At 48.4% G+C, this 26,952-nt stretch carries 26 protein-coding genes; 24 read left to right on the forward strand and 2 right to left on the reverse strand.

From position 1 onward, the window contains the following. The first annotated feature begins 17 nt into the window (after positions 1-17). A complete protein-coding gene (secD, locus tag AB8599_RS03075; protein WP_407332346.1) occupies positions 18-1,871 on the forward strand; it encodes a protein translocase subunit SecD in 1,854 nt (617 codons plus the stop codon). 12 nt (positions 1,872-1,883) lie between these two features. Further along, positions 1,884-2,834: a protein translocase subunit SecF gene (secF, locus tag AB8599_RS03080; RefSeq protein WP_407332347.1), complete on the forward strand. Its 951-nt coding sequence runs from the start codon at positions 1,884-1,886 to the stop codon at positions 2,832-2,834. Positions 2,835-2,943: 109 nt separating this feature from the next. Here secF and suhB read toward each other — a convergent pair whose 3' ends face one another. Then, the gene (gene suhB / locus AB8599_RS03085; RefSeq protein ID WP_407332348.1) at positions 2,944-3,747 is read right to left on the reverse strand and encodes an inositol-1-monophosphatase; all 804 of its coding nucleotides are present in this window, start codon (positions 3,745-3,747) and stop codon (positions 2,944-2,946) included. A 218-nt stretch (positions 3,748-3,965) separates the two neighbouring features. On the opposite strand from suhB, the gene trmJ reads away from it, so the two are divergent. The 20 genes from trmJ to AB8599_RS03185 all read left to right on the forward strand — a co-directional run bounded on the left by trmJ (position 3,966) and on the right by AB8599_RS03185 (position 22,115). Next, positions 3,966-4,697: a tRNA (cytosine(32)/uridine(32)-2'-O)-methyltransferase TrmJ gene (gene trmJ, locus AB8599_RS03090; RefSeq protein ID WP_407332349.1), complete on the forward strand. Its 732-nt coding sequence runs from the start codon at positions 3,966-3,968 to the stop codon at positions 4,695-4,697. 110 nt (positions 4,698-4,807) lie between these two features. Next, the gene (gene iscR / locus AB8599_RS03095; protein WP_407332350.1) at positions 4,808-5,329 is read left to right on the forward strand and encodes a Fe-S cluster assembly transcriptional regulator IscR; all 522 of its coding nucleotides are present in this window, start codon (positions 4,808-4,810) and stop codon (positions 5,327-5,329) included. A gap of 30 nt (positions 5,330-5,359) precedes the next feature. Then, the gene (locus AB8599_RS03100) at positions 5,360-6,574 is read left to right on the forward strand and encodes an IscS subfamily cysteine desulfurase (protein ID WP_407332351.1); all 1,215 of its coding nucleotides are present in this window, start codon (positions 5,360-5,362) and stop codon (positions 6,572-6,574) included. Positions 6,575-6,602: 28 nt separating this feature from the next. Then, positions 6,603-6,986, forward strand: coding sequence for a Fe-S cluster assembly scaffold IscU (gene iscU / locus AB8599_RS03105; RefSeq protein WP_407332352.1), 384 nt, complete (start codon positions 6,603-6,605; stop codon positions 6,984-6,986). Positions 6,987-7,010: 24 nt separating this feature from the next. After that, positions 7,011-7,334: an iron-sulfur cluster assembly protein IscA gene (gene iscA, locus AB8599_RS03110; RefSeq protein ID WP_407332353.1), complete on the forward strand. Its 324-nt coding sequence runs from the start codon at positions 7,011-7,013 to the stop codon at positions 7,332-7,334. A gap of 13 nt (positions 7,335-7,347) precedes the next feature. Then, positions 7,348-7,863: a co-chaperone HscB gene (hscB, locus tag AB8599_RS03115; protein WP_407332354.1), complete on the forward strand. Its 516-nt coding sequence runs from the start codon at positions 7,348-7,350 to the stop codon at positions 7,861-7,863. A gap of 38 nt (positions 7,864-7,901) precedes the next feature. Next, entirely contained in the window at positions 7,902-9,749 is a 1,848-nt protein-coding gene (gene hscA, locus AB8599_RS03120) for a Fe-S protein assembly chaperone HscA (RefSeq protein ID WP_407332355.1), read from the forward strand. A 2-nt stretch (positions 9,750-9,751) separates the two neighbouring features. Beyond that, positions 9,752-10,090, forward strand: a complete 339-nt coding sequence (fdx, locus tag AB8599_RS03125; protein WP_407332356.1) for an ISC system 2Fe-2S type ferredoxin — start codon at positions 9,752-9,754, stop codon at positions 10,088-10,090. Between the two features lie 23 nt (positions 10,091-10,113). Next, positions 10,114-10,314, forward strand: a complete 201-nt coding sequence (gene iscX / locus AB8599_RS03130; RefSeq protein WP_407332357.1) for a Fe-S cluster assembly protein IscX — start codon at positions 10,114-10,116, stop codon at positions 10,312-10,314. Between the two features lie 177 nt (positions 10,315-10,491). After that, a complete protein-coding gene (pepB, locus tag AB8599_RS03135; RefSeq protein WP_407332358.1) occupies positions 10,492-11,793 on the forward strand; it encodes an aminopeptidase PepB in 1,302 nt (433 codons plus the stop codon). 154 nt (positions 11,794-11,947) lie between these two features. Continuing rightward, positions 11,948-12,379 carry a nucleoside-diphosphate kinase gene (ndk, locus tag AB8599_RS03140; protein WP_407332359.1) on the forward strand — a complete coding sequence of 144 codons (432 nt, stop codon included), beginning with the start codon at positions 11,948-11,950 and terminating at the stop codon, positions 12,377-12,379. Between the two features lie 178 nt (positions 12,380-12,557). After that, positions 12,558-13,679, forward strand: coding sequence for a bifunctional tRNA (adenosine(37)-C2)-methyltransferase TrmG/ribosomal RNA large subunit methyltransferase RlmN (locus tag AB8599_RS03145; RefSeq protein WP_407332360.1), 1,122 nt, complete (start codon positions 12,558-12,560; stop codon positions 13,677-13,679). A 25-nt stretch (positions 13,680-13,704) separates the two neighbouring features. Beyond that, positions 13,705-14,460, forward strand: coding sequence for a type IV pilus biogenesis/stability protein PilW (gene pilW / locus AB8599_RS03150; protein ID WP_407332361.1), 756 nt, complete (start codon positions 13,705-13,707; stop codon positions 14,458-14,460). After that, positions 14,450-15,442 (forward strand): cytoskeleton protein RodZ, encoded by a 993-nt coding sequence (gene rodZ / locus AB8599_RS03155; RefSeq protein WP_407332362.1) that lies wholly within the window; start codon positions 14,450-14,452, stop codon positions 15,440-15,442. Before pilW ends, rodZ begins: the two co-directional genes overlap by 11 nt. Before the next feature lie 15 nt (positions 15,443-15,457). Then, positions 15,458-16,576, forward strand: coding sequence for a flavodoxin-dependent (E)-4-hydroxy-3-methylbut-2-enyl-diphosphate synthase (gene ispG / locus AB8599_RS03160; RefSeq protein WP_407332363.1), 1,119 nt, complete (start codon positions 15,458-15,460; stop codon positions 16,574-16,576). 52 nt (positions 16,577-16,628) lie between these two features. Beyond that, positions 16,629-17,897 carry a histidine--tRNA ligase gene (gene hisS, locus AB8599_RS03165; RefSeq protein WP_407332364.1) on the forward strand — a complete coding sequence of 423 codons (1,269 nt, stop codon included), beginning with the start codon at positions 16,629-16,631 and terminating at the stop codon, positions 17,895-17,897. Positions 17,898-17,910: 13 nt separating this feature from the next. Further along, a complete protein-coding gene (locus AB8599_RS03170) occupies positions 17,911-18,516 on the forward strand; it encodes a YfgM family protein (protein WP_407332365.1) in 606 nt (201 codons plus the stop codon). 9 nt (positions 18,517-18,525) lie between these two features. Continuing rightward, positions 18,526-19,686, forward strand: coding sequence for an outer membrane protein assembly factor BamB (gene bamB / locus AB8599_RS03175; protein ID WP_407332366.1), 1,161 nt, complete (start codon positions 18,526-18,528; stop codon positions 19,684-19,686). Between the two features lie 88 nt (positions 19,687-19,774). Beyond that, positions 19,775-21,271 (forward strand): ribosome biogenesis GTPase Der, encoded by a 1,497-nt coding sequence (gene der / locus AB8599_RS03180; RefSeq protein WP_407332367.1) that lies wholly within the window; start codon positions 19,775-19,777, stop codon positions 21,269-21,271. A gap of 610 nt (positions 21,272-21,881) precedes the next feature. Next, positions 21,882-22,115 (forward strand): zinc ribbon domain-containing protein, encoded by a 234-nt coding sequence (locus AB8599_RS03185; RefSeq protein ID WP_407332368.1) that lies wholly within the window; start codon positions 21,882-21,884, stop codon positions 22,113-22,115. Between the two features lie 42 nt (positions 22,116-22,157). Here the strand turns inward: AB8599_RS03185 and xseA are convergent, their stop codons facing one another. After that, on the reverse strand, positions 22,158-23,486 hold the full coding sequence (gene xseA / locus AB8599_RS03190; RefSeq protein ID WP_407332369.1) for an exodeoxyribonuclease VII large subunit: 1,329 nt from the start codon (positions 23,484-23,486) through the stop codon (positions 22,158-22,160). A gap of 163 nt (positions 23,487-23,649) precedes the next feature. Here xseA and guaB point away from each other — a divergent pair, with 163 nt between their 5' ends. Both guaB and guaA read left to right on the forward strand, forming a co-directional pair. After that, positions 23,650-25,116 carry an IMP dehydrogenase gene (gene guaB, locus AB8599_RS03195; RefSeq protein ID WP_407332370.1) on the forward strand — a complete coding sequence of 489 codons (1,467 nt, stop codon included), beginning with the start codon at positions 23,650-23,652 and terminating at the stop codon, positions 25,114-25,116. A 65-nt stretch (positions 25,117-25,181) separates the two neighbouring features. After that, positions 25,182-26,759, forward strand: a complete 1,578-nt coding sequence (guaA, locus tag AB8599_RS03200; protein WP_407332371.1) for a glutamine-hydrolyzing GMP synthase — start codon at positions 25,182-25,184, stop codon at positions 26,757-26,759. Positions 26,760-26,952: the final 193 nt, after the last annotated feature.

The raw sequence follows: 26,952 nt of genomic DNA on the forward strand, positions 1-26,952 counted from the left end.
CATAAAGGATCATAGCAGTGCTAAACCGTTATCCTTTGTGGAAGTACATCATGGTGGTGTTGGTCTTATTTGTCGGCGCCCTTTATGCACTTCCCAATATTTACGGTGAAGATCCAGCGGTTCAAATCACCGGGGCGCGTGGCGCCTCGGTTGATGTTTCAACTCTGGATACCGTAAAAACCACCCTCGAAAAAGACAGCATTCCTTATAAGTCTATTGCGCTTGAAAACGGCACAGTACTGGTTCGCTTTTCCGACACCGAAGTTCAAATTGAAGGCCGCGACGCATTAAACAGTGCGCTCAAAGACGACGGTTTGATTATTGCGTTGAACCTTGCCCCAGCCACACCTGATTGGCTCGAAGCGATTGGCGCAAACCCAATGAAATTGGGTTTGGATCTTCGCGGCGGCGTGCATTTCCTGATGGAAGTGGACATGGATGCGGCGATGGAGAAGCTGCTAACTCAGCAGGAAGACACTTTCCGTACCGAATTGCGTGAAGCGAAAATTCGCTATCGTAGTATTCGTGTTGGCAGTAACGACAACATCGAAGTGATGCTGCGTAACGAAGCTGATATGGATCAAGCGGAAACAGAGCTCGCGAAACTGCACCCAGATATGGTGTTTAGCACCGACAGCGCCCGTTTTGCAGTATCAGCGATCTTCACTGAAGCGCGTCTTCAAGAAATTCTTAACTACGCCGTCAATCAGAACATCACGATTCTGCGTAACCGTGTTAACGAATTGGGCGTTGCTGAGCCATTGGTTCAGCGTCAAGGTTCAAGCCGTATTGTGGTTGAGTTGCCAGGTGTTCAAGACACTGCGCGCGCAAAAGAAATCTTGGGTGCAACGGCAACACTGGAGTTCCGCGAAGTGGATGACAGTGCTGATTTAGCCGCGGCAGCAGCGGGTCGTGTACCCCCAGGTAGCGAAGTAAAATACACCCGTGACGGTCGTCCGGCGGTATTGAAAAAACGCGTAATTCTGGGTGGCTCAAGCATTACAGATGCAAGCTCTAGCTTTGATGAATATAGCCGTCCTCAAGTTAACATCTCGCTCGATAGCGACGGTGGTAGCAAGATGGCTGCGTTTAGTAAGAACAACGTCGGCAAATTAATGGCGACAGTGTTTGCTGAATACAAAGACAGTGGCAAGCGTGATGAGAACGGTAAGGTCATCCTGACTAAGCATGAAGAAGTGATTAACCAAGCGACCATTCAAACGGCGCTGGGACGTAACTTCCGTATTACCGGTATCGATTCACAAGCTGAAGCACATAACCTTGCTCTTCTATTGCGTGCAGGTGCATTGATTGCACCAATCTCGATTGTAGAAGAACGCACCATTGGTCCATCGATGGGTCAACAAAACATCGACATGGGTATTAAAGCCTGTTTGTGGGGTTTGGTTGCGGTCATGCTCTTCACCTTGTTTTACTACCGTCGATTTGGCTTATTTGCTAACTGTGCACTGGCGGCAAATATTGTGCTTATCATTGGTGTGATGTCGATGATCCCAGGGGCGACAATGACGCTGCCAGGTATTGCTGGTATCGTCCTAACCGTCGGTATGGCGGTCGATGCTAACGTGCTTATCTTTGAGCGTATCCGTGAAGAATTGCATGAAGGGCGAAACCCTCAACAAGCGATTTCTCAAGGTTATGCGAATGCGTTTAGCACCATTGCCGATGCCAACATCACCACCTTAATCACTGCAATCATTCTGTTTGCTGTGGGCACAGGTGCGGTGAAAGGTTTCGCTGTGACACTGTCTATCGGTATTCTCACTTCAATGTTCACTGCTATTATCGGAACCCGTTGCCTGGTTAACCTGGTATACGGCGGTAAGCGCATTGACAAGTTATCGATTTAAGGGGGCATTAAAATGTTTCAACTTTTAAAACCCGACCTGAATATCGATTTCATGCGTTGGTCTAAGCCGGCCTTTATTTTGTCGGCTCTGATGATTGCAGCGTCTATCTTTAGCTTGTCGACGAAGTGGCTCAATTGGGGTCTCGACTTTACTGGCGGTACGCTGATTGAAGTGGGCTTTGAGAAGCCCGCTGATCTGCAACTGATCCGAGATTCTCTACAAGCTGAAGGCTTTGGCGATGCGATTGTTCAGAATTTTGGTACCTCACGTGATGTGATGGTGCGCCTGCGTCCACGTGAAAACGTGCAAGGCGAGCTGCTAGGTACACAAATCCTTGAGGCAATCAAAAGCGGTACTGGTGAAGTGGTCGAAATGCGCCGCATCGAGTTTGTTGGCCCGAATGTGGGCGACGAGCTGACCGAAGCGGGTGGCTTGGCAATCATTGCATCTTTGCTGTGTATTTTGCTGTATGTCTCTGTTCGTTTTGAATGGCGTCTTGCGGCAGGTGCCGTAACCTCTTTGGCGCATGATGTCATCATTACCTTGGGTATTTTCTCGTTCCTACAAATCGAAGTGGACCTAACCATCGTGGCAGCATTGCTGACGGTAGTGGGGTACTCCTTGAATGATACGATTGTTGTTTATGACCGTATCCGTGAGAACTTCCGAAAAATGCGTAAAGGCGATGCGGCTGAGATCATTAACTCCTCGGTGTCACAGACATTGAGCCGTACTTTGATCACGTCAGGCACAACTTTGTTCGTGGTTATTGCCTTGTTCTTGCAAGGCGGTGCGATGATTCATGGTTTCGCTGCAGCATTGTTGATTGGTATTACCATTGGTACTTACTCTTCTATCTATGTGGCTTCGGCACTGGCGCTCAAATTGGGCATCACCCGCGAGCACCTTCTTCCTCCACCGCCAGTGGATAAAGAAGGCGAAGAGTTCGATACAATGCCTTAACGCATGCCTATGTGGTAACAAAAATGGAGCCGAAAGGCTCCATTTTTTATTCTTTTCCCCAAACAAAAACGGCGTCCCGAAGGACGCCGTTTTTTTATTCAGAACAATCTTATTTCTTCATTGCTTCGTTCGCGTTATCGCGAACTTTCGCCAGCATACCTTTCAGTACTTTCGGGCTAGCAGAGATAATGTTGCCGGTTTGCATGTAATCAGTGCCACCTGCGAAATCTGTGCAAAGTGCACCAGCTTCACGTGCGATCAACTCACCTGCAGCCATGTCCCAAGGTTTCAAGCCAAGCTCGAAGAAGCCGTCGAAACGACCTGCGGCAACATAGCAAAGGTCGAGTGCCGCTGAACCTGTGCGACGGAAGTCTGCACAATCAACAAACAGCGCGCTAACCACTTTCATGAAGCCTTCTGAGTGTTGTTTCGCTTTATAAGGGAAACCTGTCGCCAGAATTGTGCCATTCAAATCTTTAGGGCTGCTAACGCGAAGACGTTTGCTATTTAACTGTGCGCCTGAACCGCGCTGAGCAGAGAACAACTCGTTACGGACTGGATCGTATACACAAGCGACTTCTGTACGGCCTTTAATGCGCAGTGCAATAGAGACAGAGAAGTGAGGAATACCTTTAATGAAGTTAGACGTGCCATCCAGTGGGTCGATGATCCATTGGTAATCAGCATCTTTACCTTTAATCACGCCCGCTTCTTCAGAAACGATGCTGTGGTCAGGGTAAGATTTCTTGATTACATCGATAATAATGTGCTCAGCAGAAGTATCGATATTGGTAACGAAGTCATTAGTGCCTTTTTGAGTGGCTTCTACGTTATCAGGGTTTTCAGCAGATTTAGCGATAAAGTCGCCAGCCTTTCGCGCAGCGCGAATGGCAATGTTTAGCATTGGATGCATACAATTTTTCCCAACGGATGTTAAAGAACGGAAAGCGGCGGCGAGTATATCAGAGCTGGGCTAAAAGGGAAGTGGTGATTTTTTGCGCACCCGCTTTTGTACAACGGTGTAATAAGGGTAAAACAAATACCAGTGTGGTAGAATCGCGCGGCTCAATGCTCAAACACCATTTAGGGTCGTTTGAGCTGAATTTCCCGACGTAATTCAGTGATCGCTAAATGTTAGATAATATTCGAATTGTACTGATTGGCACTACCCACTCTGGCAACATTGGTTCGGCTGCGCGAGCCATGAAAGTGATGGGGTTAAAACACATGGTGCTGGTCGCGCCGGATTGCACCGTCGACGGCCAAGCTATCGCGCTCGCGGCGGGTGCAAGCGATATTGCCAACAATGCACGCATCGTGAATACCATTGAAGAAGCGGTCGCAGATTGTGGTTTGGTTGTAGGCACCAGTGCGCGAAGCCGAACCCTTGAATGGCCAATGCTAGACTCACGTGAGTGCGGTATAAAGGCGATTGAAGAAGCCAGCCAACATCCTGTGGCATTGGTATTCGGCCGCGAACGCACGGGGCTGACGAATGAAGAACTTCAAGCTTGTCATTTCCATGTGGCGATTCCCGCCAACCCTGAATACAGTTCGTTGAACCTCGCCATGGCAGTGCAAACTCTTTGCTACGAAGCGCGCATGGCATGGCTAGACAGCCAAGCCTACCAAGGTGAAGTGAAAGAGCAGCTTTATCCATTGGCTGAAGATCTAGAGCGTTTTTATGTGCATCTTGAGCAGGTATTGAATAAAACAGAATTTATCAACAAAGCACATCCTGGCATGGTGATGACTAAATTACGTCGCCTATTTAACCGCGCACGTCCTGAAAGTCAGGAGCTGAATATTTTGCGTGGCGTGCTTTCTGCTGTTGAAAAAAGTATCAAAAAGACGCAAGAATAACCTTTTTATCTACAGGGCTAAAAGCTTGACTAAAATGGTAGGTTAAATACTTGACCGTTTTAGTCGGGTATGTCAGACTCATTGCATTACTCGCTCACAGGTAGGATGTTATGAGACTGACTTCTAAAGGCAGATATGCCGTTACAGCGATGCTTGATGTCGCGCTGCACTCCGAAATGGGGCCCGTACCTCTGGCTGATATTTCAGAGCGTCAAGGTATATCTTTGTCATATCTTGAGCAGCTTTTCTCGCGTCTTCGCAAGGCTGGACTGGTATCTAGCGTTCGTGGTCCAGGCGGTGGATACCGTCTCGGTGTTAACGCAAATGAGATCGCAGTAGGTATGGTTATCGCTGCGGTTGATGAATCGGTAGATGCAACCAAGTGTCAAGGTAAAGGCGACTGCCAAGGCGGAACTCGCTGCCTGACACACACGCTTTGGCGTGACCTAAGCTCGCGTATTAGCAGCTTTTTGAATGACATAACGCTCGGCGAACTGATGCAAGACAACGAAGTCAAGCAGGTCGCGGGGCGTCAAGACTCCACGCGTGAGTCAACCACTATTGTTAGACACGGTTTAAACGCCAGTGGCAGTGAAAATACAGTCACTATGGGTGTGAATTTTCGCTCGTAACGAGTCGTGCCGGAGTACTTGGAGACACAAATGAAATTGCCAATTTATTTTGACTATTCAGCAACATGCCCAGTAGATCCGCGTGTTGCGGAAGTCATGATGCAACACCTGACGCTAGATGGCGTGTTTGGTAACCCAGCATCTCGCTCGCACCGTTTTGGTTGGCAAGCGGAAGAAGCGGTTGATACGGCACGTGAAAACATTGCGAATTATCTGAATGCTGACCCACGTGAAATTGTATTCACCTCAGGCGCGACAGAATCAGACAACTTAGCGATCAAAGGCATTGCGCACTTCTACGGTAAAAAAGGTAAACATATTATTACCTGCAAAACCGAGCATAAAGCAGTGTTGGATCCTTGTCGTCAGCTAGAGCGCGAAGGTTTTGAAGTCACGTACCTCGAGCCAGAGTCAAACGGCATTGTTGACTTGAACAAACTGGCTGACGCAATGCGTGAAGACACCATTTTGGTTTCTATCATGCATGTGAACAATGAAATTGGCGTGATTCAAGACATCGCAGCCATTGGTGAACTGTGTCGCGAACGCAAAGTGGTCTTCCACGTTGATGCCGCGCAATCAGTTGGCAAACTGCCACTCGATACGCAAGAAATTAAAGTTGATTTGGTATCAATGAGTGCACACAAAGCCTACGGTCCTAAGGGTATCGGCGCATTGTATGTACGTCGTAAGCCACGTATTCGTCTAGAAGCCCAAATGCACGGCGGTGGTCACGAGCGCGGAATGCGTTCAGGTACGCTGCCGACCCACCAAATCGTGGGCATGGGTGAAGCGTTCCGTATTGCAAAAGAAGAGCTTGAGAAAGATCAAGCACATTCATTGGCACTGCGTAACCGTTTCCTTGATGGTGTGAAAGATTTAGAAGCCGTTTACGTGAACGGTGATTTGGAACAGCGTGTTGCCGGTAACTTGAACGTGAGCTTTGCCTTTGTCGAAGGTGAGTCACTGTTAATGGCACTGAAAGATTTGGCTGTGTCTTCGGGTTCTGCATGTACATCTGCAAGCCTTGAACCATCTTATGTTCTACGCGCTTTAGGCCTGAACGATGAGTTGGCACACAGCTCAATTCGTTTCTCTTTTGGTCGTTTTACCACAGAAGAAGAAGTGGACTACGCGATTGAGCAGGTTTTGAAAGCGGTTACCAAGCTTCGTGAAATGTCACCTCTTTGGGACATGTACAAAGAAGGTATTGATTTAAACACCGTTGAGTGGGCACACCACTAATCGGTCAAAGGATATTGAGGAATAGATCATGGCTTACAGCGAAAAAGTAATCGACCATTATGAGAATCCGCGCAACGTGGGCGGGTTTGATAAAAACGACCCAAGTATTGGTAGCGGCATGGTTGGCGCACCCGCATGTGGCGATGTAATGAAGCTGCAAATCAAAGTGAATGATCAAGGCATCATCGAAGATGCGAAGTTCAAGACTTACGGTTGTGGTTCTGCGATTGCATCAAGCTCACTGGTTACTGAGTGGGTTAAAGGTAAATCACTGGACGAAGCGGCAGCGATTAAGAACGCTGAAATTGCAGAAGAGTTAGAATTGCCACCAGTGAAGGTTCACTGCTCAATTCTGGCGGAAGATGCAATCAAAGCTGCTGTTAGCGACTACAAGAAAAAACACGAAGCTTAATACGTAAGAAGGGTTGTTGTATCTATGGCCATTACTATGACAGATGCTGCTGCATCACGCGTTCGCACTTTTCTTGAAAGCCGAGGTAAAGGCATCGGACTTCGTCTAGGTGTACGAACTTCAGGTTGTTCAGGCATGGCTTATATTTTGGAGTTCGTTGATGAGCTTCAAGAAGAAGACCAAGTGTTTGATCACGACGGCGTGAAAGTGATCGTTGATAGCAAGAGCATGCTGTATCTTGAAGGTACTGAGCTCGATTTTGCCAAAGAAGGCTTGAACGAAGGTTTTCAGTTTAACAACCCGAACGTAAGCAGTGAGTGTGGTTGCGGCGAGAGCTTTAACGTTTAACACGTGAGATGACATGAATCATTTCGAACTATTCGGGCTATCATCTCAGTTTGAACTGGATGGTAGCTCTCTTTCTTCGCAGTATCGCGAACTCCAACGACGTTTTCACCCGGACAAATTTGCTACGGCCTCTTCTCAAGAGCGCCTGCTAGCTGTTCAGAAAGCGGCGCAAATCAACGATGCCTATCAGACGCTGCGCGACCCCGTTCGCCGTGCTGAATACCTCCTTTCACTGAATGGGCTAGAGCTGCGCGACGAACAGCAGACAATGCAAGATCCTGAGTTTTTGATGCAGCAAATGGAGCTGCGTGAAGAGCTCGAAGAGATTGCAGACAGCGATGAGCCGGATGTATTGTTGTTTGGCTTTGAGAAACAGGTATCGACACTCCACCAAGCCCTGCTGAGCGAATTGATAGAACAACTCAATAATCAGCATTGGCCAGATGCGGCGGTGACGGTGCGTAAGCTCAAATTCTTAGTCAAACTCAAGCAAGAAATCGAACGAATCGAAGATCGGCTGCTGGGTTAATTCACGGCGCGGTGGCAGATCAGGCTACAGGAACCAACATGGCACTGTTACAAATTGCAGAACCTGGTCAAAGTGCTGCACCGCATGAGCATAAGCTCGCGGTCGGTATCGACCTCGGGACAACCAATACGCTCGTGGCATCTGTTCGCAGTGGCACCGCAACAACCCTTGATGATCTAGATGGTCGTTCACTGATCCCATCAGTGGTGCACTATGGCGATACCGTCACCGTGGGTTACGATGCGCAGGCAATGTCTGAAACAGACAGTGCCAACACGATTATTTCAATCAAACGTATGATGGGGCGCTCACTCTCTGACGTTCAATCACGTTACCCGCATTTACCTTATCAACTGTCTGCGTCTGAAAATGGCTTGCCGTTGATCAATACGCGCTTAGGCGCTAAAAACCCAATCGAAGTGTCCGCAGACATACTACGTGCGGTTAATGCACGAGCGGAAGCGTCACTCGGTGGTGAGCTTGAAGGCGTGGTAATTACCGTTCCTGCCTACTTTGATGATGCGCAGCGTGCGGGCACGAAAGATGCTGCCAAATTGGCCGGTCTTAACGTGCTTCGACTTCTCAATGAACCAACGGCAGCCGCGATTGCTTATGGTCTGGATTCAGGCCAAGAAGGCGTGATCGCGGTTTATGATTTGGGCGGCGGTACCTTTGATATTTCCATTCTTCGCCTGTCAAAAGGCGTGTTTGAAGTCCTAGCGACTGGCGGCGACTCGGCGCTTGGTGGCGATGATTTTGACCACCTTGTAGCAGATTGGATTGCGGCACAAGCAGCCTTTGGTGAATTGTCTGGTGATGATCGCCGTCGATTACTTAATGTGGCGACGGCTACAAAAGTGGCATTGAGTGATAACGCCAGCGCAGATATTGATGTTCTTGGCTGGAAAGGCTCACTGACGCGCGCGCAGTTTGATGATTTGATTGGTGCATTGGTTAAGAAAACCTTACTGTCTTGCCGTCGAGCGTTAAAAGATGCCGGCGTCAGCACCGATGAGGTGCTGGAAGTGGTTATGGTCGGGGGTTCAACGCGCGTACCTTTGGTTCGCGAACAGGTGGGCGAGTTCTTTAGCCGCACTCCACTAACCAGTATTGATCCAGACAAAGTCGTCGCGATTGGCGCAGCAACGCAGGCCGATATTTTGGTGGGCAACAAGCCGGATGGTGAAATGTTGCTACTGGATGTGATTCCCTTGTCGCTGGGTATTGAGACCATGGGTGGCTTGGTAGAGAAAATTATTCCACGCAACACAACCATCCCTGTTGCTCGCGCGCAAGAGTTTACCACGTTCAAAGACGGCCAAACGGGCATGAAAGTCCACGTGGTGCAGGGAGAGCGCGAGATGGTTGACGATTGCCGGTCACTCGCCAATTTTACCCTGAAAGGGATTCCGCCGATGACGGCAGGTGCCGCGCATGTACGTGTGACCTACCAAGTGGATGCTGATGGTTTGTTATCTGTCACGGCGATGGAAAAAAGCACGCAAGTGCAGTCTTCTATTCAGGTTAAACCTTCTTACGGTTTGAGTGATGATGAAGTGGTTAACATGATCAAATCGTCGTTCACCCACGCACAAGAAGACAAAGACGCGCGCTACCTTGCAGAGCAGCGTGTCGAGGCTGATCGTGTGATTGAAGGTCTGCTGGTTGCTATTCAAGCCGATGCTGAAGCGTTACTTACTGAAGACGAGCAAAAAGCCTTGGTTCAAGCGATCGAAGCACTTATCGCTCTGCGTAACGGTGACGATGCCGCTGCAATTGAGCAAGGTATTAAAGATACAGATAAAGCGAGCCAAGAGTTTGCGTCGCGTCGTATGGATAAATCCATTCGCGAAGCATTGGCTGGCCATTCCATTGATGAGGTTTAAACATGCCAAAGATTGTTGTTCTGCCACACCAGGATCTCTGTCCGGAAGGGGCGGTGTTGGAAGCGAAAGCTGGCGAGACAGTGTTAGATGTAGCGCTGCGTAACGGTATCGCGATTGAACATGCTTGTGAGAAATCGTGTGCATGTACTACATGCCATGTGATCATTCGTGAAGGTTTCGACTCTCTGAATGAAAGTGATGAACTGGAAGACGACATGCTGGATAAGGCATGGGGGCTTGAGCCTGAGTCACGCTTAGGTTGTCAGGCGAAAGTTGCCGATCAAGATCTAGTGGTAGAAGTACCTCGATACACCTTGAATCACGCGTCAGAGCACCACTAATTCAACCTTAGGGAGCAGAAGCAATGAGCTTAACATGGATTGACTCTCGCGATATCGCGATTGAGCTTGTCGAAAAATTTCCAGACACGGATCCTAAAACGGTACGTTTTACTGACCTGCACCGTTGGGTGATGGAGCTGGAAGATTTCTCTGATGACCCTAATCACTCCAATGAGAAAATATTGGAGGCGATCATCCTGTGCTGGATGGACGAAATGGATTAATCTTTGGGTATAGCCCTTGTGTTAGTCGTTTAATGCAGGCACATTGATCATATTGAAGCGGGCTAAAGCCCGCTTTGTTTTATCTGATAAAAACATTACAAACTAAAACTATAATCAGTCAAAAAATTAATACGTTTTGCCCGAGATTGGCAAATCGAGTTGAAAAAGGAGTTCAGCATGACTAACAAAATGCGTATCGCGCTTTCCCATGAATCTGCCGCAGAAGTTTGGGGCGCCAATGCCGTTGTTTCTTTTGACCAAAAAGGTGCGACTGTTCATGCTACGGGAGAAGATAGACTCTCTCCAGTACAACAAGCCGCACGTAAGCTTGATTCTCAAGGTATTCGCAAAGTCAGCCTAATCGGGAAAAACTGGGATCTTGAGACCGCGTGGGCATTCTACCAAGGTCTTCGCGGCCCTAAAGCGGGCGTCGAGTTTGAGCCACCTTCACTTGACCAAAAATCACTGAAAGCCTTGAACGATCGCATCACTGCGATTGATTGGGTGTGTCAGATCATCAATGAAACCGCAGAAGAAGTGGGCCCGCAGCAATTAGCTGTGCGTGCTGGCGAATTCATCAAATCACAAGCCCCGAGCCCTGAGCATGTCAGCTATAAAATTTTGTCTGGCGCAGACTTGCTTGAGCATGGTTGGGTAGGCGTACATACCGTAGGCCGTGGCTCTGCCCGTAAACCGGCCATGCTGCAACTGGATTACAACCCAACCGGTGATGAAAACGCGGAAGTGTTCGCCTGTATTGTTGGTAAAGGTATAACGTTCGACTCCGGCGGTTACAGCATTAAGCAATCAAGCTTTATGGATGCGATGAAAGCAGACATGGGCGGTGCGGCGATGGCAACGGGTGGTTTAGGCCTAGCGGTTGCCCAAGGCTTGAACAAGCGCGTGAAGCTCATCTTGTGTTGTGCAGAGAACATGATTTCCAGCAATGCCTACAAATTGGGAGACATCATCACTTACAAGAACGGCGTAACCGTAGAAGTGTTGAACTCTGATGCAGAAGGGCGCTTGGTACTGGCTGATGGCCTTTTGTATGCCAACCAGTTCAATCCAGCACTAACCATTGATTGCGCCACCCTGACTGGCGCAGCGAAAATGGCGCTGGGCAATGATTATCACGCACTGTTTAGCTTTGACCAGTCATTGGCACAACGCTGCTTGACAGCAGCTGATGCGGAGAATGAAGGTATGTGGCAACTGCCGCTGGCTGATTTCCATCGCAACATGTTGCCATCCAGCTTTGCCGATCTGGCTAACGTGGGCGCGGGACAATACTCGCCAGGCGCAAGCACCGCGGCGGCGTTCTTGTCCTACTTCGTGGATGATTACAAAAACGGTTGGATTCACTTGGATTGTTCAGGCACTTACCGTAAAGGTGCGAGCGACAAGTGGGCCGTTGGCGCAACAGGCATGGGTGTGAAGACCTTGTCTCGTATTTTAATGGATGAATCTTCACGATAATTCAAACAAAAGTTCTCTAGAATTATCAACACAGTTAACGGTTCCGCAATGTCAAGGTAGGGTCTGACATTGCGCTCTGGTACGCTACCTTTGACATTACAAGCAGATAACCCGTTTTCTATCTGCTGTCTGAAAATATAATAAGGAAGATAGAATGACTATTGAGCGCACATTTTCAATCGTGAAGCCCGACGCTGTTGAACGCAATCTGATTGGCGCTATCTATCAGCGTGTTGAAGCTGCTGGGCTGCGTGTTATCGCAGCAAAAATGCTTCACTTGAACAAAGAAAAAGCGCAAGGCTTTTACGCAGAGCATGAAGGTAAGCCATTCTTTGACGACTTGGTGGAGTTTATGACATCAGGTCCGGTGATGGTACAAGTGCTGGAAGGCGAGAATGCGATTGCAAACTACCGTGAGCTGATGGGTAAAACTAACCCTGAAGAAGCTGCATGCGGTACGTTACGCGCGGATTATGCTGTTAGCATGCGTTTTAACTCAGTACATGGTTCTGACAGCCCAACTTCTGCCGAGCGCGAGATTGCATATTTTTTCGCCAGCGATGAGATTTGCCCTCGCAAAGCCTAGTCGACTGTGATTGAAAAGAAAAAAGGGAGCATTTGCTCCCTTTTTTGTTTTAAGCGCAAAATACACCTATAAGTAACAGGTGGAATCCGGATCACAAAGCCTGTACAATTTCGCGCCTTGATTTAAGGCTGTAAGCCACTATCAACCCCGTATATAACCTGTTTCACGAGGCAATCTGATGACAACGGAAAAAATCAATCTGCTGGATTTTGATCGGCAAGCACTGCGAGCGTTTTTCGCTGATGAGTTAGGCGAAAAAGCATTTCGTGCTGATCAGATCATGAAGTGGATGTACCATTTTGGTGTTGATGATTTCGATCAGATGAACAACATCAATAAAAAGCTTCGTGAAAAACTGAAAGCGAAATGTGAAATTCGCGCGCCAGAAGTCACGCTTGCTAAGCATTCAAGTGACGGCACGATTAAGTGGGTGATGCGTGTGGGCAACCAAGACGTAGAGACCGTTTATATCCCTGATGAAGACCGTGCGACGCTGTGTGTTTCTTCGCAAGTAGGTTGCGCGCTTGACTGTAAATTCTGCTCAACCGCTCAACAAGGCTTCAACCGTAACCTGAAAGTGTCTGAAATCATCGGTCAGGTATGGCGTGCAGCGAAAGAGATCGGTATTGAAAAAGACACCGGTCGTCGCCCCATTACCAATATCGTCATGATGGGTATGGGCGAGCCATTGCTCAACATGAAAAACCTGGTTCCTTCACTTAACATCATGCTTGATGATCTGGGGTTTGGTCTTTCTAAGCGTCGCGTGACGGTATCCACATCGGGTGTGGTATCCGGTTTGGATCAGATGACAGGTAAAATCGACGTTGCCTTGGCCATCTCTTTGCATGCGCCGAACGATGAGCTTCGCAGCCAGATCATGCCAATCAATGATCGCTATAACATTGACACCTTCTTGGAGTCGGTGCGTCGTTACATAGCATCATCAAATGCTAACCGTGGCCGCGTGACGGTGGAGTATGTGCTCCTTGATCATGTCAATGATGAGATGGACCATGCGCGCCAACTCGCAGAGCTGCTAAAAGATACTCCTGCGAAGATAAACTTGATTCCTTTTAACCCTTATCCTGGGTCACCATACAAGAAGCCGAGTAATTCGCGCATCGATCGCTTTATGAAGACATTGATGCAATATGACTACACGGTCACCGTGCGCAAAACACGAGGCGACGACATTGATGCGGCATGTGGACAACTTGTCGGTGATGTTATTGATCGAACCAAGCGTACGCAAAGCAGACTGAATGCTGAGGAGCAAATTCCTGTAAAATCAGTCTGATCACTAAGACTGATAGGATGAGATGATGGCAAGGACGCTTAGTACACTGTTATTGATGGGATTATTAGCAGGCTGTGTCACAGTAACGGATAAGCAAAGTAACGTTAAGTTTGATAGTATTGACGCTGCTGAATCTCGAATTGCATTGGGCATTGCCTATTTGAATGCAGGCCAGTGGGAGCGTGCGAGGCAAAACCTCGAAATGGCGGTGCAGTTTGCCCCTACTTATTACCGTTCTCTCATCTCGTTTGCTCACTACTTACAGCAAGTAGAAGAGTTTGATCAAGCCGAGCAGCAATACATCACGGCTCTTCGCCACTCTCCTAAAAACGGAGACGTTCAGAATAACTATGGCGTCTTTTTATGTCGTCAAGAACGTTATGATGAAGCGCAAAAGGCATTTGCGAAGGCCATTGCACAGCCGTACTATTACAAGTTGTCTGGAAGCTTTGAAAACGCTGCACTGTGTGCATTGAAAGCGGGTGATACAGAAAGCGCGAAGCTTTGGTTTGCAAAAGCGATTGACCATGAACCGAATCGACCTTTGTCTTCGGTTCAACTTGCGCGACTCGAAATCAAAGATAATCAGTTGAACGATGCTCGTTTACGTTTATTTAAGTTCCATAAACGATATGGTTATCGCCCGGGTTCGCTTTACACGCTGATAGAGCTGGAAAACAAAGCCGAAAGACCTAGTGAAGTGGCAAGGTATGCCAGTTTGTTGGCCAGACAATATCCTGAATCTAACGAATATAGACAGTACTTAGCGAATGAATACTGAACAAAACGAAGAACAAGTGTTAGAGGTAGAGTCGACGCAACCGGGGCGGGTTCTCAAAGACGCCCGTGAAGCGCTGGGGCTTTCCGACCAAGACGTCGCAGATCGTCTACGGCTTCGTGTTTCCGTTATTCGAGAATTAGAAGAAAACTGTTGCGATAACAAACAAATAGCCACGTTTACACGCGGCTACATTCGCTCTTACGCTAAACTGGTTGGCTTGAATGCGGATGATCTTCTTCGCGGGTTTCAGGCCGCACCACAATCGGAAGAGTCTGCACAGAAGATGCAGAGTTTTTCTCGCCAAACGCGTATTGATAAACATGATAGCCGCGTAATGAGCTTAACGTGGGTTATCTTGGCGGTTGTTGTCGGGATCACGACATTTTGGTGGTGGCAGAACCAACAAAATGATCCTTTGATGTCATTGTCTGATGATTTCGTCGCGTTTACTCAATCTGATAGTACCTCAGAGGCCAATGAACAAATCACAGAAACGGAGATAACGTTGATTGCGCCTTCGCAAACAGACACGATCGATGCTTCAGATTCTGAGTTGGTTGAGCCTGAAATCAGCGCGCAAGGCGATGCTTCTGCCACGGATAACAACACAACGAACAACATAACGGCATCGGATTCTGTCGATACTCAACCCGAGGTTGAGACAACCCCTGCGGTAGACCCTGCAACACCTGTTGTCACCGCATCGAATACAGTATCGAACAACGCTGATGTCGCTAATCAAACACCTTCACTTGTCCTTTCATTCAAAGGCGATTGCTGGGTCGATATCCGTGATGCCAGTGGTAAGCGTCTTTTGACTGGCATAAAATCGGCGGGTGAAACTGTTGATCTGTCTGGTCAAGCGCCATTTAAGGTTGTACTGGGCGCTCCCGCCGCAGTGAACCTTGTCTACAACGGCAACAAAGTTGATTTAAGTAGTTACCCTTCTGGACGGGTAGCCCGTTTGAGCCTTCCGAAGTAATTCAGAGTACACCTAATGCATACCGAATCTCCTATTAAACGTCGCCAGTCAACGCGTATTTACGTGGGTAACGTGCCGATCGGCGATGGCGCGCCAATTGCCGTCCAGTCAATGACGAATACCCGAACCACAGATGTCGCTGCGACCGTCGCGCAAATTAATGCGCTGGAAAAAGTCGGTGCCGATATTGTTCGTGTTTCAGTGCCGACCATGGAAGCGGCAGAAGCATTCAAATTGATCCGCGAGCAAACCAACTTACCCTTGGTGGCCGATATCCATTTCGATTACCGCATCGCACTGCGCGTTGCTGAGTATGGTGTGGATTGCCTTCGTATTAACCCTGGCAACATTGGTAATGAGCAACGCATTCGCTCTGTGGTAGACGCCGCTCGTGATAAAAATATTCCAATCCGCATTGGCGTCAACGGCGGATCGTTGGAACGTGAAATCCAAGAGAAATATGGCGAGCCAACACCGGAAGCCTTGGTAGAATCGGCGATGCGACATGTTGATATTTTAGATCGTCTAAATTTCGACCAGTTTAAAGTCAGCGTGAAAGCCTCGGATGTTTTCTTGGCAGTTGAATCTTATCGTCAACTGGCGCGACGCATTGATCAGCCATTGCATTTGGGTATCACCGAAGCTGGTGGCGCCCGTGCGGGTGCAGTGAAATCAGCGGTCGGTTTAGGTATGCTGCTGAGTGAAGGTATTGGTGATACGCTGCGTATTTCACTGGCGGCAGATCCAATTGAAGAAATTAAAGTCGGTTTTGATATATTGAAATCACTGCGCATTCGTTCGCGTGGTGTTAACTTTATCGCTTGCCCAACATGCTCCCGTCAGGAGTTTGATGTGATTGGTACCGTGAATGCGCTAGAGCAGCGTCTGGAAGACGTTGTGGTCCCGATGGATGTGTCCATCATTGGCTGCGTGGTTAACGGTCCTGGCGAAGCTGAGGTTTCTCACATTGGTGTAGCCGGAAGCAATAAGCGCAGTGCTTATTACGATGATGGCATTCGTCAGAAAGAACGTTTTGATAATGACAACCTGATCGATGAGCTGGAAGCGAAGATTCGGGCTAAAGCCTCAATGCTGGACGAAAAAAACCGCATTGACGTAAACACGCAGGAGTAAGCCCAAGGCTTGCTTCAAGACAGAATATAAAAGATCGGTTTCGAGAGTAAACGTGGCGAAAACAATTCAAGCGATTCGAGGCATGAACGACTGCCTCCCAACACAAACTCCACTTTGGCAAAAAGTTGAGGGTACGGTTAAAGACGTGATCAGTGCTTACGGCTACAGCGAAGTGCGCATGCCGATAGTCGAAATGACCAATCTGTTTTGTCGTGCTATCGGTGAAGTCACCGATGTGGTCGAAAAAGAGATGTATACCTTTGAAGATCGCAATGGCGACAGCCTAACCTTGCGTCCTGAAGGGACGGCAAGCTGTGTGCGTGCCGGTATTGAAAACGGTCTGCTGTACAACCAAGAACAACGCCTGTGGTACATGGGCCCAATGTTCCGTCATGAGCGTCCTCAAAAAGGCCGCTACCGTCAGTTCCATCAGTTTGGTGTGGAAGTTTTTGGCCTAAATGGTCCTGACGTTGACGCAGAGTTGATTATGATGACAGCACGTCTGTGGCGTAAGCTGGGTATTCATGAGCATGTTCGTCTTGAGTTGAACTCGATTGGTTCACCTGAAGCGCGCGCGGATTATCGCGAAGCGTTGGTGGACTTTTTGCTGCAACACGAAGCGATCTTGGATGAAGATTGCAAGCGTCGCATGCACACTAACCCATTGCGCGTGCTGGATTCTAAAAATCCAGAAATCCAAGCCGTGCTGACAGATGCACCTAAGCTATCTGCTTACCTAGATGATGAATCAAAACAACATTTTGCTGGTTTGTGTGAACTGTTGGACGCTGCAGGCATCCAATACACAGTCAACGAGAAGTTGGTGCGTGGTCTTGATTACTACAATCGCACTGTTTTCGAGTGGATCACCGAAAGTTTGGGATCTCAAGGTACAGTGTGTGGCGGCGGTCGTTATGATGGTCTGGTTGAACAGTTAGGTGGTAAAGCAACCCCTGCCGTTGGTTTTGCGATGGGCGTTGAACGTCTCGTGCTACTGATGGAAACCCTCGCGCTGCATGAAACTCGCCCTGCTGTTGATGTTTACTTGGTCACGGCAGGCGAAGGGACATTAGCGGCAGGCATGAAACTAGCAGAAGCATTGCGTGAACGCGTGCCAGGCCTACGTGTCATGACTCACTTCGGTGGCGGTAACTTTAAGAAGCAATTTAAACGTGCGGATAAAGTGGGCGCATCGGTCGCATTGGTACTGGGTGAAGACGAAGTTGCCAACAATGTCGTGACATATAAAGATCTTAAAGGTGGCGAACAGCTGACCATTTCTCAGGATGATGTAGCCGACAAACTGGCTCAATTGGTTTAAGAGAGGACTAAACGTGGACGTCTACACCACAGAAGAACAACAAGTCGAAGCGATTAAAACGTGGTGGCGGGAGAACGGCAAAGCCGTTTTCCTCGGCGCAGTGATTGGTTTGGGCGGTCTTTACGGATGGCGCTATTATCAGTCAGAACAAGAAACAAGCCGCGAGCAGGCATCAGAAGCCTACATGCAAGTGGTTGGTGCTTTGGCGGCAGGTGATGCTGAAGCGCAAGAAAAAGCGACTGCTTTCCTTCAGTCTCACGATGGTGCTTACAACGCATTAGTGGCGCTGCAATTGGCGAAATCTTTTGTTGAAACGGGTGAGTTAGCTAAAGCAGCAGAGCAACTGCGCTCAGTGCAAACCGCAAAAGATGACGCTCTGAAAGTCACCGCAACCGTACGTCTCGCACGTATTGAAGCGCAGCAAGGTAACTTCGATGCCGCGCTAAAAGAGCTAGATAGTGTGACAGGTGATAGCTGGAAACCACAGGTTGAAGAGCTTCGTGGTGATATTGAATTGCGCAAAGGTGATGTTAACGCCGCGCGTTCAGCTTATGCAGCATCGATTGCCGCCGCGTCTAACCCTGTTGTTCAAATGAAATTGGACAACCTGCCTCAATAAGGTTTGAGTATGATGCGCAAGGGATGGAAACATGTTGGTGCAGTAGCCTTGCTAGGAACACTGCTTATTGGTTGTGCGGGTGAAGAAGATTCTATCGTCATGGCACCTGTGCCTGTGGTCGAGAGTACGTTTACACCTAAAGCGCTTTGGTCATCCCAAGTGGGTGATGGTGTGGGACGTTATTTCAGCAACCTCACACCTGTCTATGAATATGGCAAAGTGTATGCGGCGGATCGTAATGGTGAAGTGAAAGCCATTGACGGAGAAACCGGAAAAACGCTGTGGATGGTTAACTTAGGTGAAGAAAGGCCTGCGTTGATCTCTGGCGGTGTGACTGCATCGTACAGCAAATTGTATCTAGGTACGGAAACCGGTGACTTGATCGCGTTGGATGAAGAGACGGGCGATCTGGTCTGGCGAATTAACGCTGGCGGCGAAATCTTGTCGAAACCACTAGCGGATGAAAGCCTGATTGTGGTAAATACCAGTCGCGGTGAATTGGCTGCCTTTGATGCTGAAACTGGTGAAGAGCGCTGGCGCATTTCTACCGATGTTCCTAACTTGACGCTGCGCGGTGATAGCTCACCCGTTGCGATTTCAGGTGGTGTGTTTTGGGGAATGGCAAACGGCCGTCTGGGTGCTGCTTTCATTGAAAACGGTAATATCATCTGGCAGCAAACTGTGGCAAGCCCGAAAGGTGCAACAGAGATAGATCGTTTGGTCGATGTTGACGCAACACCTGTGATTTCAGGTTCGTTACTTTATGCAGTTGGTTACAATGGCCAGCTAGTGGCAATCGATTTGCGCTCAGGACGACCTGCGTGGAAACGTACCTATAGTACAACCACGGATTTCTTGGTGGTGGGCAGCTATTTGTTCCTTGTCACCGACAAAGACCACGTGGTCGCTGTTGATGCACGAAGTGGTACCGAGCTTTGGCAAAATCGCGATCTAGAATATCGACAGCTGACAGCACCGGCTGCCATTTCTGGTTATGTTGTTTTGGGTGATGCAGAAGGTTACCTGCATTGGCTAGACCCCGCGACAGGCGAATTTGTCGCGCAACAACAGCTGGATGACAGTGGCTTTGCAGTCGCGCCAGTGAAAGCGGATGACGCTTATATTGTTATCACGCGCGATGGTCGTATTAGTAAGAAGCAAACGCAGTAACATCAAGCGTTTATAAATTATTCGGCTCCTGGACCTCAAGGTTCAGGAGCCGCTGTTATTAATGAATATGAGATTTTAAGAGGTCAGTATGATTCCTGTAGTAGCCCTTGTTGGGCGTCCAAATGTGGGGAAGTCGACACTCTTTAACCGGCTGACAAGGACGCGCGATGCGCTGGTGGCCGATTTTCCGGGTTTGACCAGGGATCGTAAATACGGAAAAGCCATGCTGGGTGAGCATGAGTTCATCGTGGTAGACACTGGTGGTATCGACGGTACCGAAGAAGGTGTTGAAACCAAAATGGCTGAGCAATCATTGGCGGCAATTGAAGAAGCAGACGTCGTATTGTTCATGGTTGATGGCCGTTCAGGTTTGACGGTTGCCGATGAAGCGATTGCACAACACCTTCGCAGCCGTGAAAAGACAACCTTCCTTGTGGTTAACAAAGTCGACGGTATCGACGCTGATGCCGCGAGTGCGGAATTTTGGCAACTGGGCATGAGTAACATGTTCCAAATCGCTGCAGCTCATGGCCGTGGCGTATTGGGCTTGATTGACCGTGCATTAAAGCCATTTGCAGAAGCACTTGCTGAGCAAGAAGCTGGCGAAGCAGGCTTGGTTGATTTGACGGATGAGCACGACCTTGACGAGGAAGACAAAGAGCTGACCGAAGAAGATGCGGAATCAGCATTGGAGCGTCTGCTTAATCGTCCTATCAAGTTCAGCATTATTGGTCGTCCGAACGTAGGTAAATCGACACTGACTAACCGTATTCTTGGTGAAGACCGCGTGGTCGTTTTCGATATGCCGGGTACCACACGTGATTCGATCTACATTCCTATGGAACGTGACGGTCGTGAGTACGTGATCATTGATACTGCCGGTGTTCGTCGTCGTAAGCGTGTGAACGAAAAAGTCGAGAAATTCTCAGTTATTCAAACACTGAAAGCGATTGAAGATGCCAACGTGGTGTTGTTGGTGATTGATGCGCGCGAAAATATTTCAGACCAAGACTTGAGCTTGTTGGGCTTTGCATTGAACGCAGGTCGTTCAATCGTTATCGCCGTGAACAAGTGGGATGGTTTGGACAGTGATGTGAAAGACCGTGTGAAGTCTGAACTTGACCGTCGCCTTGGCTTTGTTGATTTTGCTCGTATCCACTTCATCTCTGCATTGCATGGGACAGGCGTTGGTCACTTGTTTGAGTCAATTCAGGAAGCGTATGAGTCTGCGACCAAGCGTATTAGCACCTCAATGCTTACTCGAATCATGAGTATGGCGCAAGACGATCACCAGCCACCAATGATCCGCGGACGTCGTGTGAAGCTGAAATATGCACACGCAGGGGGTTACAACCCACCCATCATAGTGATTCACGGTAACCAAGTGCGTGAGCTACCTGCTTCGTACAAACGCTACCTGATGAACTACTACCGCAAATCATTGAAAATCATGGGTACGCCAATTCGCATTCAGTTCCAAAATAGCGAAAACCCATTTGAAGGCAAGAAAGAAAACCTGACTATTTCACAGGGTCGCCAACGTAAGCGATTGATGGATATGGTAAAAAATCGCGGTAAGAAGTAATCATATTGCGTAATCAAAAGAACCGACCCTCGTGGTCGGTTTTTTTATGTCGGTTGTTTAGCCGAAACGATGAAGATTGAATGACAGCTCATGTAATTTAGACATGGGCACTATTCTTCCGGCATTCAATGTCGAACGAGGTCATGTATCAGTGCATATGTGGGACAAATTGACGAAATTTGGTGACATTCATGAGTGATCTGTTGCTAAAGTTGCAGTAAAAATAAGATCTTAGTCACGTTTTTAGTGGGGGTAAGCCGGAAATATCGTTCTAGGAGGCTTAGCTGTTTTTTTACTCGGTCATTAAACCATCTTGCTTTTACTAAATTCTTTAAATTTCCATATTTAAAATAAATATTGGAATATTATCCTTTCATAAATCCAAATACAGAACATGTAACTTATGCTTTCGGGAGTTGTATTGATAAATATTCTTTTAGGGGTAGATCGCTGATCGGATCCCATAAACGCTGAGATCTGACGATCTTGATAGGATCCAGCGAGAGGCTGTTCTGTTTGATCTTGAGTTTCAGTTAGAATAGCGCGCAAAAGTGATACGTGAAATGTTGAACAGCGAAAGTGCGATGTGGACAGCTAAGGGGAAATAGTCATGGAAAACAATTGCCCAGATTGTGGCGTGGTGATGTATTGGGAACAGGGGAGCTATCGCTGTGAGCCTTGCAATAAAGTCTTTATAAAACAGGGGTATTGCCAATCCTGTGAGACGCAATTGGAAAAGCTGCAAGCGTGTGGTGCGACGAATTACTTCTGTCATCAATGCAATGAATTAAAGTCACGCTCGAGTGCGAGAATTGTCTTCGAAGCACAAAAAACGGCGTCGTAACGACGCCGTTTAAACGTATGTGGAACAATGAAAAGAGCGATCCTAGATCACGGTGGAGTGGATCTCTCCGCTGGCAAGCGCGGTAATGATCCTATCGCCGGGCTTCACATCACCGTCAGACTTGATCACCTTATTGTTCTCGTCACGTGTTATCGAATATCCGCGCGCCAGTGTGGCCAGTGGGCTCACGGCATCTAAGGTTTCCATCTTCAGCGCCAGTTCATGCTGCTGTTGGCGTAACTGGCGGCGTATGGCTTCCACTAATCGTTGCTGCGTATATCCCAGTTGCGTGCTGAGCCCCGGCAGTTGGTTTGCTGGTGAGAAACGCGCTAATCTCTGGCTGGCTCGGTCTAATCGCTGCGCATCAGTTTGCAGTTTGGTGCGCATGGATTGATACAGGCGACGCTCAAGCTCGTCAAACTGCTGTGCTTGCTGTTGAAGGCGAGCTTGTGGGTGTTGCATTGCCAGTCGGTGTTGCAGACGTGTGAGGCGATCTTGGCTGCGTGAGAGATGCCTGCTGAACACATGTGCCAGCCTATCTGTTCGCTGCGAAAATTGCTGGGCGCGAATAGACGTATCTCTGCTCACTAACTCTGCGGCCGCAGATGGTGTCGGGGCGCGAACGTCTGCGACAAAATCGGCAATGGTCACATCCACTTCATGGCCCACTGCACTCACAATAGGAATACTGCTCGCGGCAATGGTACGCGCCACTATTTCCTCGTTAAAACACCACAAATCTTCTAATGAACCGCCACCGCGCCCAACAATTAGCACATCACATTCATCGCGACTGTTCGCGCGTCCGATCGCCTGCGCAATTTGTATTGCCGCATCTTTACCTTGCACTTGAGTCGGATAGATCACGACAGGCAGGCTTGGGTCACGGCGTTTTAATACGTGCAAAATATCGTGCAGGGCTGCACCGGTTTTTGAGGTGATGATTCCAACGCGTCTTGGTTGTTCAGGGAGTGCTTTTTTCGTGCTAGCCGCAAACAAGCCTTCCGAGGCCAATTGCATTTTTAGCTTTTCAAATTGCTGCTGTAGCATGCCATCGCCTTCAGGCTGCATGCTTTCAACAATGATTTGGTAGTCGCCGCGAGGTTCATACAAGGACAATCTCGCGCGAACCAATACCTGATTACCGTTTGCTGGTTTAAAGGTAACGCGTCGGTTATTGCCTTTGAACATGGCGCATTTAACTTGAGCGCGGCTGTCTTTTAGCGTGAAATACCAGTGACCAGACACAGGGACAGTGAGATTTGAGATCTCGCCAACCAGCCAAACGATACCCATTTCGTTCTCAAGCAGAAGGCGAACTTCAGCGTTTAAACGAGAGACGGTGAAAATATTTTCGTTGGGGCTTGTCATCACCAGTTAGCCTTAAATATCAGCGGGTTTTGGTCATGGTACTGGGGCAAAAAATGAATGCCAAACGATTTCGTGAAAATCTATAGCCAAACGTTTGCGTCATCAGTATAATGCGGCGGCAATATTTAGTCCCCCGTATTTAATTTTGGCGTGAGATATTGCAATGTTACGAATAGCTAAAGAAGCACTAACTTTTGATGATGTATTGCTGGTTCCAGCACATTCCACAGTTCTTCCAAACACTGCCGACTTACGCGCTCAACTGACGAAAACTATTTCATTGAACATCCCTCTGATCTCAGCGGCGATGGACACAGTGACAGAAGCCCGTCTCGCGATTGCGTTAGCTCAGGAAGGCGGTATCGGTTTCATCCACAAAAACATGACCATCGAGCAACAAGCTGAACAAGTTCGTTTAGTGAAGATTTTCGAAGCCGGTGTGGTGTCTAATCCTGTTACTGTGACTCCAGACCAAACTATTGCAGATGTGAAAACACTGACAGAGCGCAACGGTTTTGCGGGTTTCCCTGTGGTGACTGAGACTAACGAGTTGGTCGGTATTATCACGGGTCGTGATGTTCGCTTTGTGACAGATCTGAGCCTGAAAGTGGCCGAAGTGATGACACCCAAAGAGCGTCTCGCAACAGTGAAAGAGGGCGCAAGCCCTGAGCAAGTGCAAAAGCTAATGCAAAAACACCGTGTTGAGAAAGTGCTGGTTGTGAATGATGACCACCACCTAAGCGGTATGATCACTGCAAAAGATTTCCAAAAAGCAGAGCGTAAGCCACATGCATGTAAAGACGAGCAAGGCCGTTTGCGTGTTGGTGCTGCTGTTGGTGCGGGTGCAGGTAACGAAGAACGTGTTGCAGCACTGGTTGAAGCGGGCGTTGACGTACTGCTGATTGATTCTTCTCACGGTCACTCTGAAGGCGTTCTTCAGCGTATTCGTGAAACTCGTGCAGCCTTCCCAGATCTACAAATCATTGGCGGTAACGTCGCAACAGGCTCAGGTGCTCAAGCGCTGATCGATGCTGGCGTTAACGCAGTAAAAGTGGGCATTGGCCCAGGTTCAATCTGTACCACGCGTATTGTAACGGGTGTGGGTGTTCCACAAATCACTGCAATTTCTGATGCAGTGGAAGTGGCTGATAAAAATGGTATTCCTGTTATCGCTGATGGCGGTATCCGTTTCTCAGGCGACATGTGTAAGGCTATCGTGGCTGGCGCATCTTGTGTGATGGTTGGCTCAATGTTAGCAGGTACGGAAGAGTCTCCCGGTGAAGTTGAACTTTACCAAGGCCGTTCATACAAATCATACCGTGGCATGGGTTCATTGGGCGCGATGTCTAAAGGCTCATCTGACCGTTACTTCCAGACAGATAACGCAGCAGACAAGCTTGTCCCTGAAGGGATTGAAGGCCGTGTGGCTTACAAAGGCCGCTTGAAAGAAATTATTCACCAGCAAATGGGTGGCTTGCGCTCTTGTATGGGCCTAACGGGCTCTGCAACGATTGAAACCTTGCGTACCAAAGCAGAGTTTGTCCGTATCACTGGCGCAGGCATGACCGAATCTCATGCACACGACGTGACGATTACCAAAGAAGCGCCTAACTACCGTACTGGCCAGTAATAACGACGATAATTTTTGAAGGGGCTTCATGCCCCTTAATTTGATGACTTTTGAGAAAATCTGAAATGACCAAAAATATTCACGACCAACGCATTCTGATCCTCGACTTCGGTTCACAGTACACGCAGCTTATCGCGCGTCGTATCCGTGAAATTGGTGTGTACTGTGAATTATGGGGTTGGGACGTAGACGAACAGGATATTCGTGACTTCAATCCCGACGGTATCATCTTGTCTGGTGGCCCAGAGAGCGTCACAGAAGCGGGCTCTCCACGTGCCCCTGAGTACGTATTTACTGCAGGTGTGCCTGTTTTGGGTGTGTGCTATGGCATGCAAACCATGTCAGAGCAGCTTGGCGGTAAAGTTTCAGGCTCGACTGAGCGTGAATTTGGCTATGCGAAAGTGGTTCTCGACAACCCTGGCAGCCTGTTCGAAGGCATTGAAGACGCGATCAATGAAGAAGGTCTGGGTGTTCTTGATGTATGGATGAGCCACGGCGACAAAGTGGTCGAAATTCCTTCTGATTTCGTGAAGGTAGCATCGACTGACACTTGCCCATTCGCAGCAATGGCCAATGAAGAAAAGCGCTTCTACGGTGTTCAATTCCACCCAGAAGTGACGCACACTCGCCAAGGCCATCGCATGCTGGAGCGTTTCGTGATGGACATCTGTGGCTGTGAAAAGCTGTGGACGCCAGCGTCAATTATTGACGATGCGATTGCACGTATCAAAGAACAAGTGGGTGATGACGAAGTTATCCTCGGTTTGTCTGGCGGTGTCGATTCTTCCGTAGTTGCAATGCTTATTCACCGTGCCATTGGTGACAAGCTGACGTGTGTATTCGTCGATAACGGCTTGCTTCGTCTTCACGAAGGTGAGCAGGTCATGGAGATGTTTGGTGATCACTTCGGATTGAAGATTGTCCATGTGAAAGCAGAAGATCGTTTCCTTGATGCGCTAGAAGGCATCGCAGATCCAGAAGCCAAGCGCAAGAAAATCGGCCACGTGTTTGTTGATGTTTTCGATGAAGAATCGAAGAAACTGAAAAATGCTAAGTGGCTAGCGCAAGGTACTATCTACCCAGACGTGATCGAATCTGCGGCCTCGAAGACCGGTAAAGCACACGTGATCAAATCTCACCATAACGTTGGCGGTTTGCCTGACGACATGGAAATGGGCTTGGTTGAGCCACTGAAAGAGCTGTTCAAAGACGAAGTACGTAAGATTGGTCTGGAATTGGGCTTGCCGTACAACATGCTTTACCGTCACCCGTTCCCTGGCCCAGGTCTAGGTGTTCGTGTGCTTGGCGAAGTGAAGAAAGAGTACTGTGATTTGCTGCGCCGTGCAGACGCTATCTTCATTGAAGAGCTGCACAAAGCAGACCTTTACAACAAAGTGTCGCAAGCATTCACCGTATTCCTGCCTGTGCGCTCTGTAGGCGTAATGGGTGATGGTCGTAAATACGATTGGGTTGTTTCTCTGCGTGCCGTTGAAACCATCGATTTCATGACCGCGCATTGGGCACACCTGCCATACGATTTCTTGGGTAAGGTATCAAACCGTATCATCAATGAAGTCGACGGCATCAGCCGCGTAGTTTACGACATTTCTGGTAAGCCACCTGCGACGATTGAGTGGGAATAATCTTCCATTAGGAAGTGTCTGGCACTAACAGGCAATAAACCACACCTAAGTCCGCGTAATTGCGGACTTTTTTTGTTTTTAGATTGGTGTTTTTTGGCAATGTCTGGCAACGTCAAGCACGGTTTGACCGTGGTATTTTGGTGGGTATGATTCATCGGTAATACCATGGTTCACGCCTGATACCATGCTGAGT

The sequence above is a fragment of the Enterovibrio litoreus genome (genome assembly GCF_045679545.1).
Classification (GTDB): Bacteria; Pseudomonadota; Gammaproteobacteria; order Enterobacterales; family Vibrionaceae; genus Enterovibrio.